Genomic DNA, 15,426 nt, shown 5'->3' on the forward strand with positions numbered 1-15,426 from the left:
ATTCCTCGACGTATGTGCGGTCCCGACCGAGCGTGTCGATGCCCAGGCCTCGGAGTTCCGGCTGTGGGCCGGCGGTCCCGAAGACCGCTCGGAGCGCTGGCGACAGATCGCCACGGAGCTGCTCGGGGGGTCCGCGGCGCAGGGAGCACACCCACTGCGAGTGGGGCGTCCGCGCTGGACGTGTGGACGAAGTCCTCGACGTACTCGACGGCGCGGTACGCGAGGACGTTACTCGGTATGGCCGCCCGCTCGTCGGGTTGGTCGTCGGCGGACCCGTGCACCTCATCGACCCGGCGACCGGCGACGCGTATGCCGAAGTGTCGGTGGAGGATTCCGGACGGTTCGTGGTGGACGGGTACGGCCGCACGCTCGGTGCTTCGGGAGTGCGTGCGACGATCGGCTCGACCGCCTCCTCGCTCTCGCTGTGGCTGTCGTTCCCGGGCGACCACCGCTTGCCCGCCGCGGCGGCGCACGTGCAGGAACATGCCCCAGTGCGCCTCTCGGCGAAGCACTGGCGCCGCTGGACGCCGTCCCGCACCGGTGACGGATACCGGTCGATCAGGATCCCGTCTCCACTCGCGCGGTGAGAGCACCCACGGCGCCCCGGTACCGTGCACCCATGCCCGAATCTCGCCCACACCTGTCCGATGACGTCGTCGACTTCTCTACGGGACACATCGATTTCGCCGCGCTCGAATCGTTTCGGTTCGCCGAGGGCGGGGGATACCCGCCGTCCTATCGAGACTTCATCCGGCGGTACGGCTGGGCGCGGACCTTCGGTCTCTGGCTGATCTATCCGCCGGTGTTTCCGGGCTACGCGGACGGACGTGGGCGCGCAGAGGTTCTCAACGAGCGGTTTCGTGACCGTTACCGGGACGGTCGGGCCGAGGAGTTCGAGTGGATGATCGAACCGGACGGCGACTGGGCACGTGTCGAGGCGCTGCATGTATTCGGGTGGAGCGAGAACGGCGACGCACTGCTCTGGGACACGTCAGCTCGTCGCGCGGACGGCGAGTTCCCAGTGTGGGAATCGCGCGGGTTGGATTCGCTGCACCTGCTCGGGCCGACTCTTTCGGACGCGCTCTCGGCGATCCGGGATACGCGCTCGGGCTCAGAGTCGCGAGCCGACATCGAACCACTGCCTCCGGTGCGTTTGTAAGCGAATCCCGCGGTCGCCGCGGCCTCTGCCAGGATGGGTCGCATGGGCGTCATCAACACGTACTTCACCGCACCGGACGACGAGACTGCGGCTGCCACAGTCGACGACGGGCCCGCGCTGTCGCACGCACCCGTACTCGATGCGGTCGAGGCGACTGTTCAGGCAGGCACGCTGATGGCTCTGCTCTCCGGTGAACCCTACGACCGGATCATTGGGGATCGGACCTGGGCCCCGCTGATCAGCGATCCGGATCACGAAGCGGCGTGGATTGTTTCGATGCCGGACGCTTTCACCAATGCGCTGGCGGCGGCGACCGATGAGCGTCTCGCGGAGGTTGTCGGACCGTGGTCGGAGACCGAGGAGTTCTGGGGCGCGGGGGATCCCGCTCAGTTGCTGCCGATGCTCCGCGACTGGCGCGCGCTCGCGCAGACCGCGCGTCAGCGGGGTGAGGGCATGTACTGCTGGATGGCCCTTTGAGTGTGACCACCGATCGGAGTCGACGGTCGTCGGCTGATCATGTCCGCGTGGTCATGTCCTCACGGTGCACCGGCGAGACTGGTCAGCGTGTAGATCGTGTCTCGTGCCGGTGAGTGGATGATCGGTTCGAGCCACGGCAGATCGACCGGTTCGCCGATTCGCATCCCGGTACGTACGTCGTAGTGGGAGAGTACTGCGTGATCTCGATAGTCGATGGCGGTAACCGTTGCGTTGTGCACGGACGCGATCGTGGAGTCGGCGGCGACTGGAAGCGTCCATTCGTGTGTCACCGTCGACGATCCCGCCACCGGTACCGACAGCACCTGTTTGTCCGGGTTGAGCCAGTACAGCCGGTCATCGAGCACAATCAGGGTGGTCCCCAGCGCGCCTCCGCCGACCTGCGGCATGTCCAGTGGAGTCAGACTTCGGACGCCGGAGTCGAGATCGATGGCGGTCAGTACCATCGTCGGCGCGCCTGCATTCGTGGTCGCTGCGGAATGGTCCGTGTGCAGCGCCAGGACCGAGCGGCCGTCGGGCGCGCACACCGAAGTGCGCGACGCCCAACCGTGGTCAGGGTCGCTCTCCCACCGTCCCCGCAGGAACAGTTCCCCGGACGGCAGCAGTTCATAGAAGCGACTCGGGCGTGGGCCGGTTCCCTTTGAGATGTCGTCGACGACTGCGAAGTGCCGTTCCCCGCAGTACGCGGTGGTGCGAACCGTGCCGTCGACGGCCCCTTGTCGTACTTGCTGATCGTAGTCGATCGAAACGAAGCCGCTGGTCCGTCCCTTGGTGAACCACACGGTGGTGGCGCCGCTTTCGGGGTCGTTCGCCATCGCAGAGACGGTGTGCTCGTCGATCGGGACGTCGGTGCGTCCACGATCTGTCAGCACGGTCACCGCATCGTCTGTGACAGCGACCATGTTGCGGTGAGAGAACAGCACCTGAGTCGCGTCGATACGATCCGTCTGCAGCCGGCCGAGGACAGTGCCGTGCTCATCGAACACGAACATCAACGTGTCGCCACCGGAAGTTTCAACCCCCAAGCCGCCGAGCGATACCGCCGCAACTGCGTCGACCGGCAGCAATTCGAGTGGGTCACCTGGATACGTCGGCGAGCCGCACGCTGCGGTTGCTGAAAGCGCCACGGCGAGGACCGCGCCCACTACCCCCATTCGAGTACGTCGGGTACGACGATGGTGAGCGTCGGGACGGACGGGTCGGTCGTTCACTTGCTCACCGTGCCACAACCACAGGTCATCACCTCTGACCGAAACACTCAGCAACCGCCGCCGCGTTCGGTCGGTTCCGGTACGGCGGCTCGCGTTACGGATCGTCGAACGGGTAACCGTGCGCATTGTCCGGACTTCCAGATGGAAGAGCCGTAGTCTCCGAACGCATGGCGTGGTTGGTGCTGTGCGTTCTCGGAGCTGTGGGTTTGACGGCGGGCATCGTCGTGCCGCGGCGAGCTCAGCTGGGGCCCGCTTCAGGGGTTCCCTGGTTCTGGGTGGCATTTCCCGCGACGTGCATTCTCGTCGCGGCCGCGATAGCCGTCTTCGCGTGGCCTCAGGTGCTGACCGGCTCGTGGAGTTACTGGTGGGAACCTCCTACTGTGAATCGACCGGGCTTGCAGTTCTTGTCGAGCGAGCAGTACCAGCGTTTCGTGATGCTGAGCCGGTGGAGATGGGTTCTGCCGGTGGCGTCACTCGCGGGAATCTGTTTGTGCATATGGGCGTGGCGTCGGCGCCGTGTCTGACGCTGCCATCGTTGTCGGAGCTGGATAGGCTCCGAGAGAGTGTGTGAAACGGAGGCGCGATGTCCACGGAGCTCTGGCCCGGGGTGCGGGTAGCGGCGACTTTGATCGTCGCGGTCGCGTTGACTGGAGGTTGTGCGAGCGCCTCGTCACCACCGCACTCGCAGCAGGAGTGAGCAGCCGACGGCAGTGCCTTCTACCTGTCTGGGTGAGAGTGCTCCATCGCTCACGGTGGAGGTGAATCACCGTTACACAGGTCGACGTTGGGGCGCCACGTACTCGGCAACCACCGACAACGGCGCGCCACCGGCGGTCCCGCAGTAGTAGGAGCGGGACCACAAATGCCCGCCCCACAGATACCGCGACAGATGATCCGCATGATCACGCCGCAAGTGCCGCGATGACACGCCTTTGAGTGAATTCACCAGCTTCGACAGTTGCACGGTCGCGGGGAAGTCGACGAGCAGGTGCACATGATCGTCCGCGCCGTTGAACTCCCGCAGTTCGCATCCGAAGTCCCCACACACCTTCCGCATGATCTGCTCGCAGTCTGTCAGGATCGGGCCGGTGAACGCGCCACGCCGATATTTTGTGACGAACACCAAATGTGCGTGACAGTCCCACACTGCGTGTCTACCAGACCAAACAAGACTCGATTCATTCACGACACCAAATGATATCGTCGGGGGGTGCTCAAGCGATACCGCTACCGTGCCTACCCCACAGGGGAACAGCACAGGGCGCTGTCTCAACTGTTCGGGTGCTGCCGGGTGGTGTTCAACGATGCCCTCGCCGCGCGGGAATCCGCCCGCAGGGCGGGCCGGTCGATCCCGAACAAGAGTGAGTTGTCGGCGGCGTTGACCGCCGCGAAAACAACTCCCGAACGGGCGTGGCTCGCGGAGGTGTCCTCGGTGCCGTTGCAGCAGTCCCTCGCAGACCTGCATCGCGCGTACGCGAACTTTTTCGATTCCCGTACCGGGAAACGTAAGGGCCGCAAGGTCGGCGCTCCCAGGTTCAAGAAGCGGACACATCGCCAGTCTGCTCGTTTCACCCGCAACGCCGGGTTCGCAGTCCTCGAACCGGGCGGCGGCATCGGGCTGGTGCGCCTGCCGAAGATCGGGCGGATCCGGTACGAGGCGTCGCGACCGTTGCCGGCAGACCCGTCGAGCGTGACGGTGATCCGCGAGGCCGACGGCCGCCACTATGTGTCCTTCGTCGTCGACGAGCCCGTGCCCGCTGCCCTGGTGCCATCACCGGTGCCGGAGCGGTACGCGGGCATCGACGTCGGACTCGAGTCGCTCGCGGCGATCGTCTACGACGACGGGACCCGCGAGAAGATTGCCAATCCCCGCTGGCTGCGATCCAAGGAACGTCGGCTGGTCCGTGCTCAACGGGCCTACTCGCGCACCACGAAAGGATCGAAGAATCGGGACAAGGCCCGGCGGAAGGTGGCCGCGGCCCACCGCACGGTGCGGGAGGCCCGCCTGGACCACCACCACAAACTCGCTCTTCGGCTGATCCGCGAAAACCAAGCGGTCGCCCTCGAGGGATTGTCGGTGGCTGGGCTTGCCCGCACCCGCATGGGCAAGTCGGTGCACGACGCAGGCTGGTCGACCCTGACCCGCCTGATCGGCGAGAAGGCTGCCCAGCACGGCCGGACGGTGCACACCATCAGCCAGTGGGAACCGACCTCGCAGGTATGCGCATGTTGTGGGGTGCGGGACGGGAAGAAGCCGTTGGATGTGCGGGTGTGGGTGTGCCCGTCGTGTGGTATGCGGCTGGATCGGGACTACAACGCCGCTGTGAATGTGATGCTCGCCGCCGGGCTGGTGGAGAGGGTAAACGCTTGTGGAGGGAGCGTAAGACGTGTGCTTGCATGCGCTGACCCGGTGAATCAGGAACCCGCCGAACAGACCGCACCATCTGGTGCGGCTGCGTAGGAATCCTCCGCGTTCACGCGGAGGAGGAAGTCAATACGAAGACGACGGGACGCCCACCGGCTCCGGCTACACCTACGCTCAGACCCACGGTGTGTACACCCATCACGTCAAGCTCGACTGGGGCCGCGAGGCCGATTTTGTGCACATGTTCGATTCGAGCGTCGAAACCTGGATTCCCGATCGCTACTCCGATCAGTGGCTACATCGCAACACCGTCAGCGGCCCTACCGAGTGGATCCTGGGTACGGCCGAACAGATGGCAGCACAGGGCATCGAGCCGCAATCTGCAGACTTCCGCGAGCTACGTGCTCGATGCGGCGACACGGCCGCTGATATGGATCGGCGGGAGCAATGCACCACGCCACCTGATTGGGTCCGTCCTTCGCGTTTGTTCCTCGCCTCTCTGCCTACTGATCCACATTCGCTGCACGAGCGTCTCGTCGCCGACAGCAGCTACGCCCCGAACCAGGCCAGTGACATCCTCGCGTAGGTGACGACCGTGTTGAGAACCGGTGTAGTGCCCGACGAGGTGCGCGCCAATCTGCTCGCTGCTCTACAGGTCGATCCCGGGATCACCGTCACCGAGGGGGTGCTGAACTTCGATGGTGTTCCAGGTCGCGCGTACACCGCGACCGACGACTACGGGTATGTCAATGATCTGATCATCGATCCCGTTACCAGCGAACTCATCGGGGAGCGTGGCACCATCACGACGGGAGTGCGGCGATCCGACGGTGTGGTCAACATGCTCGCGCCGGGCACTCTGCTCAGTCACACGGCGACGAGTTACGGATGGGCTGAGCATCTCGGGGACGTGCCTGCGTGATCAGAACCGGACGTGAGAACCGTCTTGGATGATGCTCAGGTTCTCGACCGGGCGATGTCATCTCGGCGAGGATGGGGTCGTTGCTACCCAATGGTGGGTGACGAGGCGTGCACGCATCATTCGGAATGTTGTGCGCAGGTCAGTCCGATGGCCTCACAGTGCAACGAGTTGCCGTCAGAGACAACGAAGGTGTCCTGAGTCGTACGGTTCGAGCACTTGGAACAGCTGAACAGTCGAACGCGCGCCCCGGAGCGTCTTGCTCATGCGTCGATACTGCCCCCACTCTGGCGGGCAGCAAGAACCCAACTGAGTTCGACGACGGTTTCAGTCGAGTCGAGAGAACATGAGGTCAGCTCCTCGAAGCGAGCGAGCCTGTGGCGCAGCGTGTTCTGGTGGATGACAAGCGCCTCGGCCGTCGCGCGCACTACCCGGTCGTGTGCGAGGTGGGTCTGCACGGTGTCGAGCAGGATCGCGCCGAAATCACCCTCTCCTGCAAGCGGTTCGACGTAGCGCTGTCGGAGCAACTGCGTGACCAGCGGAGCCCCGGGGATGCCCAGTCGCCACGACATCGTGCTGAGGTCGTGCAGGCCCGGTATTCCATCTGGTACAAGCGTGAGGATCTGTTCTGCCACGGCGGCGGACGCACCGACCTCGTGCAGTGGGGCGGAGGGGCCCACGGCGAGCACCCCGCGGTCCGCGACCTCGCGTGGCACCCGGGTAACCAAGGCGGCGGTTCGTCCGGATACCTCCGCCACCAGGGCTGCGCCGCCGGGTGTCGATCCGTACCTGCTCAGATCTGCGGTCCACCGCTCCTGGCTGCTCGTAGTCGGGTGCCCGAAGACGACGTAGTGCTCGCGGCCGGGATCCATGCCGAGCGCGCGGACTCGGGGGAGCAGAGCCGGGTCGAGGATTGATCCGGACAGGAGGGATCGGAGCACGTCGGCTTCTTCGACCGACCGCCGGACCGCTTCCGAGACGGCGTGCGCCCGGTATTCCTTGACGGCGTCTGCGACGAACCAGTCGCCGACGTCCCAGAGGAGTGTCGAGCCGCGCAGGGTGGACTCGGCCGACAGTGAGAGTTCCCGTGCGACTTCGATGAAGCGGTTGTGGGTGGCGTTGAGGCTGAGCCTGTATGCCCGGATGATGTCTTCGATGGTCATGCCCTGGCTGATCCGCCGCCGGGTCGTCTGCCGTGCCTCGCCATCGGGGATATCGCGCGGTGCTCGCCCCTCTTCGAGAGTGAGCATGCCGCGCGCCACATTCAGCCGGGCCGAAGCGATGAGCTCGTTGCGGTCGATGCTCAGGTAGTCGGGGAGTTCCCGGTGGATGTCGTCGGCCGCTTTCTGCGCGATCTGTTCGGCTTCGGCGCGGAGCATCGCGGCGACCGACTCGAGCGTCACCGTCATTGTCGGGTCTCCTATCTATCCACCGAGGGGCCCGGATTGGAGTTTTCTCCAATCACCTTACAGCCGGGTTGGCCTGTGGACCGTAGCAAAATGTCGGCTCACCACTGAATATGTAGAGCATGACGTGGATCACAAGCGCTGGATCGGCAGCGGCGGTAGTAGCCCGGGATAACGATGCGGGCACACCACTCGGTGGATTGCCGGGTACTTTCGATTCGTTGTGGGCGACTGCGGTCCGCGGGCACGGCGCCGGAACCTTCCTCGTGTTCCAGGACGAGGACGGCACCGTCACACGCTGGACGTATACCGAGTTCGACGACGTCGTCGCGCGCACTGCGGCTGGTCTGCGCCGTCGTGGCATCGTCGCCGGCGACGGCATTCACCTGTGCCTTCGTAACTGCCCGGCTTTCGTGGCGCTGTGGCTTGCGGCCGCACGGGTAGGCGCATGGATCGTTCCGGCCGACCCGAGCGCCTCCGCTAGAGACCTGGACCAGCAGATCGGCCGGACGTCGCCGAAGCTCGGACTCCACTCGTCGACACGCCGCGACGCCTACCTCGAAGGCGCCGCTGTTCACGGGCTGCCCACGGCGGAGTTGACCGAGACGGCCCGCGACGTCCTGGACTCGGCCGTAGGACTCGTCGACGACGAGGTCGCCACGGGGGAGTGGACTGCACCCGGACCTGCCGACCGACTCGCCCTCATGTTCACCTCCGGCACGACATCCCAGCCCAAGGGCGTGGTGTTGACCCAGGCCAACTACTTCCGGGTGGCGACGGCAATGGCCGTCGCGGCCGACCTCCAGGCCGGCGACCGCTGGTTGGTGACGCTGCCGCTGTTCCACGGCAACGCCCAGTACTACTGCTTCGCGTCGGCGATCGCGGTGGGTGCTGGGGTCGGGTTGACTGCCACCTTCTCGGCGAGCGGATGGGTGCGCGACGCGATAGCGCTCGGCGCGACACACGCGAGCCTGTTCGCCGCTCCGATGCGCATGGTCCTGGCCCGTACCCCTGCCGACCAGCCGCCCGCCCAACTGCGGCATGTGTGGTTCGCCCAGAGCCTCGGCGCCGAACACCATGCGGAATTCGGCCGACTCGCCGGATGCCTGCCCCGTCAGCTCTACGGCATGACGGAGACGGTCCCGATCGTTACCTACGACCGAAGCACTCCGCCCGTGTCCGACCTGATCGGCACGCCGCTCGAGGGGCGGGTCGCGCGGCTGGTGACACCGGGCACCCTCGATCCGGTGGTCCCCGGAGAAACCGGGATGATTGCGGTCGCCGGTATCCGCGGCGATACGCTTTTCGAGGAATACCTCGACGACCCGGCGACGACGGAACGGACTTTCCGCACAGACGAGAACGGCACGGTCTGGATGCTCACCGGCGATCTCGCTGCCGAGACACCGCACGGCTGGCGATTTGTCGGACGAGCCGATGACGTCATCAAGGTCGCAGGCGAGAATGTCTCACTGACGGAGGTCGAGGCGACCGTCGCCCAGGCACCGGGTGTCCTCGAGGCCGCGGTGCTGGCTCGTCCGGACGAGATCCGGGACCAGGTGCCGGTGGCCTACGTGGTCGCTCGCGACCCGCAGGATCCTCCGAGCGCCGATGAGCTTTCAGCGTGGGCTGCACTCAATCTCACCAAAGCTGCCCGTCCACACGAGTGGACCGTTGTACCCGAACTGCCGCGCACCAGCGTGGGCAAGATCCGCCGCTTCAAGCTGGCCGACACCGAAGGAGCTGTCACACGATGACAACCGCGACTCCCGTCTCAGCGACTCGACGGCGACGTGCCTTCGTCGGCGCCGTTTCCGGCCACCTCATCGAATGGTTCGACTACGGCGTCTACGGCTTCCTCGCCGTGACCATGGGGCAACTGTTCTTCGCGTCGCAATCCCCCGCCGTCGCGCTGCTCAGCAGCTTCGCGGTGTTTGCCCTGAGCTTCTTCATCCGTCCGCTGGGCGGGATCTTCTTCGGTCCGATGGCCGACCGGATCGGGCGCAAGCAGACACTCATGATCGTGATGGTCCTGATGTCGGGATCGACGTGCCTGATCGGTGTGCTGCCCACGTATGCATCGATCGGTATCGCCGCACCGATCCTGTTGATCCTGCTGCGCTGCGTCCAGGGCTTCTCGGCAGGTGGTGAGATCGGCACCGTGACCAGCTTCGTCGCGGAGTATGCCGGCCCGCGTCGTCGCGGCTTCTCGACGAGCTGGCTGATGGTCACCGCTGTGCTCGGCCTGATGCTGGGCAGCCTCGTGGCGAACGGCCTGACGGCGCTGCTCGGCGAGGACGGCATGGCGGCGTGGGGGTGGCGCATCCCGTTCCTCATCGCTGGTCCGCTGGGTCTGATCGCCGCGTACATCCGGCTCAAGCTCGAGGACAGCCCCGAGTTCATGGCACTGCAGGCAGCGGGGGAGCACGAGAAGGCTCCGCTGCGTGAATCGATGCGGTGGAAGCGTGCTCTCGCACTTGTGTTCTGCATCATCGTGCTGCACTCGTCGATCTTCTACCTGGTGCTCACGTTCGCCTCGACCTTCATGACCAACACCCTCGGCTTCAGCAACTCGACCCGATTCTGGTACGTCCTGCTGGCCTGTGCGCTGGCCGCTGCGGTCATGCCGATCGGTGGTGCGTTCACGGATCGCTACGGCCGCAAGCCGTTCCTGCTTGTGGTCGGTGTGCTCGGTACTGCGTCGATGTTCTGGTTCTTCCAGGCTGGACCCGGAGCGACACCCGAATCGTTCCTGCTTCCACTGCTCGCCACCGCCGTGACGTTCGGTCTGTACGTGTCGTCGACCTACGCGACTATGACTGAGCTGATCCCCACGCGGATCCGGTCGACCGGCATCTCGATCGCCTACAACGTTCCTGTTGCGGTCTTCGGTGGGTGCGCCCCCTTCGTGGCAGCGTGGCTCATCACGAAGACTGGCGACATCACCGCACCGTGGTATTTCTTCGTCGCAACCGGACTGGTATCGATCGTGGCGCTCTTCGTGCTGCAGCCCAACGATTTTCGACGCGCAGAAGCCGCCTCGGTTCCCGCCGGGTCGGGCCATGCGGCGAGCGAATCGCCGTCGGGCTCCGCAGTGGAGGTGGCGTCATGATGTCGAGTCCGCTCGGAGCTCGTGAGCAGGAGATCGTGCTGGCCGGATGGGCACACACGCCGTTCGGTAAACAGGACGCCACGCTCGAACAACTCATCACCACCGTGGCGAACGATGCGATCGCGAGCGCCGGGATCACCGCAGCAGACGTCGACGAGATCGTGCTGGGCACCTTCAACGCGGGCATGCAGCCCTTGGCCTTCGCCTCGTCGCTGGCGCTACAAGCCGACGACGGACTGTGGGGAAAACCCGCGACGCGCGTCGAGAATGCGTGTGCGTCGGGTGCTGCGGCCTTCCGGACCGGAGTTCACTCGATCCTCGCCGGCGAGGCACGCACAGTCCTGGTCATCGGCGCGGAGAAGATGACCGACGCCGGCGCCGAGGTGGTCGGACGCGCTCTCGTGGGCGCCGACTACGACAGCGCGGGCCAGCCGTCCAGCGTCGGCTTCGCGGGATTGTTCGCCGAAGTGGCGCGGGCATACGGCACGCGGTACGGAGATCCCAGTGACGCGATGGCGCGCATCGCGGCGAAGAACCACGCAAACGGGCTCGCGAACCCGTGGGCGCATCTGCACCGCGACTTCTCGTACGATTTCTGCCGGACCGTGGGGCCCGACAACCCGATGGTCGCGGACCCACTGCGTCGCACGGACTGTTCACCGGTGTCCGATGGCGCGGCGGCCGTGGTCGTCACCACCGCGGATCGAGTGTCGTCGTCCGCGGGCACCGCTGGGGTTCGACTCGCGGGGATGGGCCAGGCCAACGACTTTCACCCCGGGAGCCGCCGCGACCCCTTGGCGATGCGCGGCTCACACGTCGCATGGCGGACAGCGTTGGGGAGAGCCGGTGTAGTTGCGTCGGACTTGTCCTTCGTCGAACTGCACGACTGCTTCACCATCGCCGAACTCGTCCTCTACGAGGTGCTCGGATTGTCCGAGCCCGGTAAGGGCGGGTCGCAGCTGGCGGAGGGCGTATTCGATCGAGGCGGGGCTTTGCCCGTCAACGTGTCGGGCGGCCTCAAGTCCAAGGGCCACCCGGTGGGTGCGACGGGTGTGTCCCAGCTGGTCCTCAGTGCGATGCAACTGACCGGCACGGCAGGAGCCATGCAGCTACCGGTGGCAGATGTTGCCGCAGTGCACAACATGGGTGGGCTTGCCGTCGCCAACTACGTCCACGTTCTCCGAGCGCGCGACTGACTGAGTTCATTCTGTTCACTCGAGCTACGCGGCGGGAGAGCGACGGGTGCGGCAATGACGGTTGGCCGGAGGTCGTGCGGTGTATGCGTGACATAAGCGTCGACCTACATGTCTTCCCGCGCTCCCCTCCCGCTACGTTTCCATTCATCCGCGCGCGTCACAGTCGGTGTGTATGGCTGGAAGCTCAGCGGGAACAGCCGGGCAGCGACGTACTCGTCAAGGACGGTACCTGATCGCTGCCCGGCAGAATCGAGAACAGTTCCGACGCGGCTGAGACTCTTTTCGTACCCCGGTCCGAGCGTGATCTTCTTGCCGGAAGCGGTGTCGAGTTCGACGCCGGAGACGGCGGAGACATGGACGAATGTCTTCCACGCCGGCTACGAGACGCACGCGTTGCACGGAAATCCGGTGCCATAGTCACAGCGCAACTTGACATCCCTTGGTGCGCAGACCGCGTGTCGTGGTGGGCAGCTGCCATGTCCTCACGCCTCGGTCTGGCCGATGTCGTGTGGGCGACCACCGGCCGTCCCAGCAAAGCTGTTGATCGCTTCGATGAGCTCGCTGGTGAAACTGCCGCCGCCATGACCGGCATCGTCGACGACTACGAGACGGCTGCCTTTCCATCGGCGCGACAGTTCCCACGCGGTGTCGAGGGGACCGGAGACGTCGTACCGACCGTGGACGAGAATCGCCGGTATCCCCTCGAGTCGGCCCATGCCGTCCAGAAGTTGGTTCTCGGCGAGGAAGTGGTCATTACCCCAATAGTGAGTAACCAGGCGCGCAAACATCATTCGGAAAGTGGGGTCCTGGTAGCGAGGGGAGGGCGTCCACCCGGGAACGAGTGAAGTATGGGTGTCCTCCCACTGGCACCAGCGCAACGCGGCATTCTCACGAACATCGGCGTCGGGGTGGGCGAGTTGTTGTGCGTAGGCAGTCGCGAGATTGCCGTCGCGATCGGCCTCCGGAACCGGCTCGACGAACCGTTCCCACTCACGAGGGAAAATGCGCCGCATGTCGCGGGTGATCCACTCGACTTCCTTGCGGCTACCGGAGGTGATCGCGCCCAATGCCATCCCGATCACTCGCGCGGGGTGTGTCTGCGCGTAGGCCAGTCCGAGGCAGACGCCCCACGATGCCCCGGTCACGACCCATCTCTCGATTCCGAGGTGTTCACGGAGTTTCTCGAGGTCGGCGACGAGGTGGGCGGTGGTGTTCGTGGAGAGATCCGTGTCGGGATCGTCGGCACGGGGCGTGCTGCGCCCGCAGCCACGTTGATCGAACAGCACCGCGCGGAACACGTCCGGGTCGAAGAATCTACGCATGCCCAGAGTGCAGCCGGCTCCAGGGCCTCCGTGAAGATAGACGACGGGGACGCCCGACGGAACGCCGATGGTCTCCCAGTACAACGAGTTGCCATCAGAGACAACGAGGTGTCCCGAGTCGTACGGTTCGATCGTCGGGAACAGCTCCACATCGGCGAGTCTGTCACGGTCCGGTGTATCCCGAGAACCGGATAGCGCAGCTACCTGTGTTCGGCAGCTTTTGCTGCAGCGAGGGTCTGCTCGAGGAGAACCGCGATCGTCATCGGACCCACCCCGCCGGGTACAGGCGTGATGAGCCGCGCCCGCTCGGCTGCGCCGGCGTAGTCGACGTCGCCGATGTTGCCCGGGTTGTAGCCCGCGTCGATGACCACGGCGCCGTCCTTGATCCAGTCGCCGCGGATCAGTTCAGGGTGGCCTACGGCGGCGACGACGATATCGGCACGCCGTACCTGATCAGCCAGGTCCCGGGTTCGGGAATGGCAATAGGTGACGGTCGCGTCCCGGGCGAGGAGCAGCATCCCGACGGGCTTTCCGAGGATCGGACTGCGGCCGATCACCACTGCGTGCATGCCGGCCAGCGGGACGTCGTAGGCGTCAAGTAGCCGAAGGATCCCGCCCGGGGTGCAGGAGTGGAAGCAATTCTCGTTGAGGGCCATTGCAGCGAAGCTGTGCATGGTGACGCCGTCGACGTCCTTGTCAGGGGCGATCGCTTCGAACGCCGCGCGTTCCCTGCGTGTCAGGGTGAGTTGAGTCCACTGCTTCATGAGGTTCTCCCCGAAATGTGGACACCGAGTTAGCGGGACACCGATCCCGCTGGAAGGATGTCCGTATGCCACCTCGCAAACGCAGGTCGTTCACGGCCGAGTACAAGGTCGAGGCCGCCCATCGAGTAATCGATTCCGGTCGCACGATCGCAGAGGTCGCCCGGGAATTAGGGCTGAACGAGAGCCTGTTGGGTGAGTGGGTCAAAGTCGAGCGGCGCAGGATCGCCGCTGCCGAAGTCCAGGGAGAAAAACCCCTCGACGGGGACGAACGCGCCGAGCTTCTTCGACTGCGGCGGCAGGTCAGTGAACTCGAGAAAGACAACCAGTTCTTGGTAAAAGCTTCGGCGTACTTTGCCGCGATGCAGAAGAATCGACCCGGTTCGATCTGATGGCGGAGTACGCCTGCTCCGAGAACATCGAGGACACCGCCGGCACCAGCGCCCCAGAAGGTGCACGGTTTTCGATCAGACGGATGGCGCGACTGCTGAAAGTGTCCACCTCCGGCTACTACCAGCACCTCAAACGCAGAGCCGCCACGGTGGCGACGCCGCGGCAGCAACGTCGAGCCGACCTCGAAGTCAAGATCATCGATGTCCACAACGAATCGAACGGAACCTACGGATCGCCGCGGGTCACCGCCGAACTACGGGCACGCGGCGAGGTGGTGACGAAGAAGACGGTGGCCAAGATCATGGCGTCGGCAGGGATCGAAGGCATCAGTCCACGTACGTTCAAGGTCAAGACCACGGTGGTCGATCCGCACGCGTCGTTCCCGCCGGATCTCATCGAGCGGCGCTTCGACCAGGGCCGACTCGATGCGGCATGGTTCACCGACATCACCTACCTCACGTGCGGTGAAGGAGACATGTTCCTGTGTGCGGTCCGTGATGGTCATTCTCGAAAAGTACTGGGGTATAGCATTTCTAGTCATATCAACGCCGGTATGGTGACCATCGCTATCGATCGGGCCGTGGCGACGCGTGGCGGAGGCTGCGAAGGAACGATCCTGCATTCGGATCGAGGTGGCGAGTACACGGCACATCTGACCGCGGCGGCGTGTGGCCGGTACGGGTTGCGTCGGTCGATGGGTGCGACCGGAATATGTTGGGACAACAGTCCATCCGAATCTTTCTGGTCGCTCTTCAAGCATGAGGAGTACTACCGGCACGTGTATGCGACGAAGTCGGAGCTTGTTGCTGGCGTTGACAATTGGATCGTCTTCTACAACACTGTTCGACGGAACTCTGCTGTGGGGATGCTCAGTCCTGACAGTTTCGAGACGTCACTTCGAGTGGAAGTCGCCTGAAGAAATGTAACCCCCTTGTCCACCGTTCGGGGTGAACCTCATCACAGCAACCCCGCCTGCAGGGCGAGATACGGATCAACCCGACGATGACGATTTCCAGCCTGGCCACGGCCGGGGAGAATACCCGCATGGACCCCTCACATCCGCGCTCCGACGGCCCGCGCCGGCGCA

The 15,426-nt window shown here is 64.9% G+C and carries 16 protein-coding genes and 1 pseudogene; 12 read left to right on the top strand and 5 right to left on the bottom strand.

Annotated elements, in window-relative coordinates; translation table 11 throughout:
* Positions 1–182 precede the first annotated feature (182 nt).
* Genes MWU77_RS23965 through MWU77_RS23975 form a run of 3 tightly spaced genes read left to right on the top strand, consistent with a single transcriptional unit; the run spans position 183 to position 1,636 of the window.
* On the top strand, positions 183–587 hold the full coding sequence (locus MWU77_RS23965) for a hypothetical protein (protein ID WP_247274973.1): 405 nt from the start codon (positions 183–185) through the stop codon (positions 585–587).
* Positions 588–619: 32 nt separating this feature from the next.
* Positions 620–1,159, top strand: coding sequence for a hypothetical protein (locus MWU77_RS23970; protein WP_247274974.1), 540 nt, complete (start codon positions 620–622; stop codon positions 1,157–1,159).
* A 42-nt stretch (positions 1,160–1,201) separates the two neighbouring features.
* Positions 1,202–1,636, top strand: coding sequence for a hypothetical protein (locus MWU77_RS23975; RefSeq protein WP_247274975.1), 435 nt, complete (start codon positions 1,202–1,204; stop codon positions 1,634–1,636).
* Between the two features lie 59 nt (positions 1,637–1,695).
* On the opposite strand, the gene MWU77_RS23980 is transcribed toward MWU77_RS23975, so the two are convergent.
* Positions 1,696–2,865: a hypothetical protein gene (locus tag MWU77_RS23980; protein WP_247274976.1), complete on the bottom strand. Its 1,170-nt coding sequence runs from the start codon at positions 2,863–2,865 to the stop codon at positions 1,696–1,698.
* A 167-nt stretch (positions 2,866–3,032) separates the two neighbouring features.
* On the opposite strand from MWU77_RS23980, the gene MWU77_RS23985 reads away from it, so the two are divergent.
* Positions 3,033–3,389: an amino acid permease gene (locus MWU77_RS23985; RefSeq protein WP_247274977.1), complete on the top strand. Its 357-nt coding sequence runs from the start codon at positions 3,033–3,035 to the stop codon at positions 3,387–3,389.
* Between the two features lie 245 nt (positions 3,390–3,634).
* Here MWU77_RS23985 and tnpA read toward each other — a convergent pair whose 3' ends face one another.
* Positions 3,635–4,051: an IS200/IS605 family transposase gene (gene tnpA, locus MWU77_RS23990; protein ID WP_247274978.1), complete on the bottom strand. Its 417-nt coding sequence runs from the start codon at positions 4,049–4,051 to the stop codon at positions 3,635–3,637.
* Positions 4,052–4,075: 24 nt separating this feature from the next.
* On the opposite strand from tnpA, the gene MWU77_RS23995 reads away from it, so the two are divergent.
* From MWU77_RS23995 to MWU77_RS24005, 3 genes are read left to right on the top strand one after another with little or no spacing between them, the layout of a single operon-like run.
* On the top strand, positions 4,076–5,326 hold the full coding sequence (locus MWU77_RS23995; RefSeq protein ID WP_247274979.1) for a transposase: 1,251 nt from the start codon (positions 4,076–4,078) through the stop codon (positions 5,324–5,326).
* Entirely contained in the window at positions 5,313–5,816 is a 504-nt protein-coding gene (locus tag MWU77_RS24000) for a hypothetical protein (RefSeq protein WP_247274980.1), read from the top strand. Before MWU77_RS23995 ends, MWU77_RS24000 begins: the two co-directional genes overlap by 14 nt.
* Positions 5,817–6,152 carry a hypothetical protein gene (locus tag MWU77_RS24005; RefSeq protein WP_247274981.1) on the top strand — a complete coding sequence of 112 codons (336 nt, stop codon included), beginning with the start codon at positions 5,817–5,819 and terminating at the stop codon, positions 6,150–6,152.
* Between the two features lie 260 nt (positions 6,153–6,412).
* Here the strand turns inward: MWU77_RS24005 and MWU77_RS24010 are convergent, their stop codons facing one another.
* Positions 6,413–7,558 (bottom strand): CdaR family transcriptional regulator, encoded by a 1,146-nt coding sequence (locus MWU77_RS24010; RefSeq protein ID WP_247274982.1) that lies wholly within the window; start codon positions 7,556–7,558, stop codon positions 6,413–6,415.
* 119 nt (positions 7,559–7,677) lie between these two features.
* Here MWU77_RS24010 and MWU77_RS24015 point away from each other — a divergent pair, with 119 nt between their 5' ends.
* The 3 genes from MWU77_RS24015 to MWU77_RS24025 are packed head-to-tail and all read left to right on the top strand — an operon-like array spanning position 7,678 to position 11,863.
* A complete protein-coding gene (locus MWU77_RS24015; protein ID WP_240959821.1) occupies positions 7,678–9,312 on the top strand; it encodes a class I adenylate-forming enzyme family protein in 1,635 nt (544 codons plus the stop codon).
* Complete coding sequence (locus MWU77_RS24020) at positions 9,309–10,667, top strand: MFS transporter (RefSeq protein ID WP_169689720.1); 1,359 nt, start codon at positions 9,309–9,311, stop codon at positions 10,665–10,667. The genes MWU77_RS24015 and MWU77_RS24020 overlap by 4 nt, the downstream gene beginning before the upstream one ends.
* Positions 10,664–11,863 (top strand): thiolase domain-containing protein, encoded by a 1,200-nt coding sequence (locus tag MWU77_RS24025; protein ID WP_247274983.1) that lies wholly within the window; start codon positions 10,664–10,666, stop codon positions 11,861–11,863. The genes MWU77_RS24020 and MWU77_RS24025 overlap by 4 nt, the downstream gene beginning before the upstream one ends.
* A 482-nt stretch (positions 11,864–12,345) precedes the next feature.
* Here the strand turns inward: MWU77_RS24025 and pip are convergent, their stop codons facing one another.
* Both pip and MWU77_RS24035 read right to left on the bottom strand, forming a co-directional pair.
* Positions 12,346–13,335 carry a prolyl aminopeptidase gene (pip, locus tag MWU77_RS24030; protein ID WP_247274984.1) on the bottom strand — a complete coding sequence of 330 codons (990 nt, stop codon included), beginning with the start codon at positions 13,333–13,335 and terminating at the stop codon, positions 12,346–12,348.
* Between the two features lie 50 nt (positions 13,336–13,385).
* Positions 13,386–13,913: pseudogene (locus tag MWU77_RS24035) on the bottom strand (bifunctional 5,10-methylenetetrahydrofolate dehydrogenase/5,10-methenyltetrahydrofolate cyclohydrolase); the annotation flags it as partial.
* A 101-nt stretch (positions 13,914–14,014) separates the two neighbouring features.
* On the opposite strand from MWU77_RS24035, the gene MWU77_RS24040 reads away from it, so the two are divergent.
* Both MWU77_RS24040 and MWU77_RS24045 read left to right on the top strand, forming a co-directional pair.
* The gene (locus tag MWU77_RS24040; RefSeq protein ID WP_247274985.1) at positions 14,015–14,338 is read left to right on the top strand and encodes a transposase; all 324 of its coding nucleotides are present in this window, start codon (positions 14,015–14,017) and stop codon (positions 14,336–14,338) included.
* Positions 14,338–15,255, top strand: coding sequence for an IS3 family transposase (locus MWU77_RS24045; RefSeq protein WP_281499590.1), 918 nt, complete (start codon positions 14,338–14,340; stop codon positions 15,253–15,255). The genes MWU77_RS24040 and MWU77_RS24045 overlap by 1 nt, the downstream gene beginning before the upstream one ends.
* Positions 15,256–15,426 lie beyond the last annotated feature (171 nt).

Origin of the sequence: Rhodococcus sp. F64268 (genome assembly GCF_023015605.1) — a bacterium.
GTDB lineage: Bacteria > Actinomycetota > Actinomycetes > Mycobacteriales > Mycobacteriaceae > Rhodococcus.